This window comes from Aestuariivita sp., assembly GCF_021404545.1.
Lineage (GTDB): Bacteria > Pseudomonadota > Alphaproteobacteria > Rhodobacterales > Rhodobacteraceae > Aestuariivita.
The window spans coordinates 1-1,080 of record NZ_JAAWWD010000085.1; the positions used below are offsets into that span (position 1 = coordinate 1).

Genomic DNA, 1,080 nt, shown 5'->3' on the forward strand with positions numbered 1-1,080 from the left:
GGCGAGGGTGGGCCCAATGCGCGCGTGCCACCCCCTTTATGCAGGGCGTGGCCCGCTTGGCCAAGGAACACGGGGCGCTGCTGATTGTAGATGACATTCAGGCAGGCTGCGGGCGCACGGGCACTTTCTTTAGCTTTGAGGAGATGGGGATCGAGCCTGATCTCATCCCGATGGCCAAGAGCTTTTCGGGGATGGGCCTGCCCTTTGCCGCGCTCTTGATCAAGCCCGAGCATGATATCTGGGGCCCGGCCGAGCATAACGGCACATTCCGGGGCAACACGCATGCCTTTGTCACAGCGCGTGTCGCGATCGAGAAATTCTGGAAGGACGATGCGTTCCAGAAATCCATCGCTACAAAATCCGAAATTCTGCGTGACGCGCTGATTCGGATCGCGGACGGCATCCCCGGTGCCCGTCTCAAAGGACGCGGCATGATGCAGGGGGTCGATGTGGGTGACGGCACACCCGCAGCGGCGATCTGTGCCCGAGCCTTTGAAAAAGGGCTTATCATCGAGACATCGGGTGCCCATGATGAGGTGGTCAAGGTGCTTGCCGCCCTGACAACGCCCGAAGCGACCCTGAAATCGGGGCTGAGCATCCCCGAAGAGGCAGCGCGCGACGGGACACAGACACATAAACTTGCAGCGGAGTAACGGAAATGATTGTGAGAGACTTTAACAAAATCATCGAGCAAGAGCGCGAGCGCGTGGTCTCTGATGCGCAATGGTCGAGCGTGCGGATGCTGCTGGCCGATGACGGGATGGGATTTTCATTTCACATCACGTTCCTGGAGCCGGGTTCGGAACATACGTTCGAATACAAGAACCACTTTGAGAGCGTCTATTGCATGCAGGGCAAAGGCTCGATCACGGACATCGCCACCGGCGAGACGCATGAGATCAAGCCGGGCGTGATGTATGCGCTCGACAAGCATGATCGCCACATCCTGCGCGCAGAGGAAGAGCTTGTCATGGCCTGCTGCTTTAACCCGCCGGGGAAGGGCAAAAAGGGGCATCAGGCCGATGGCCCTTACCCCCGGGAAAGCGCCCGACACAAAGGGCCCGGGTGTAAACACGGACA

1 protein-coding gene and 1 pseudogene are annotated in these 1,080 nt (G+C 59.4%); both read left to right on the forward strand.

Annotated features, from left to right (window positions below):
* Positions 1-653, forward strand: a pseudogene (locus HEP69_RS23455) (aminotransferase class III-fold pyridoxal phosphate-dependent enzyme); the annotation flags it as partial.
* Between the two features lie 5 nt (positions 654-658).
* Positions 659-1,080, forward strand: a 422-nt coding sequence (locus HEP69_RS23460; protein WP_290560940.1) for an ectoine synthase, incomplete at its 3' end; no start/stop codon positions are given.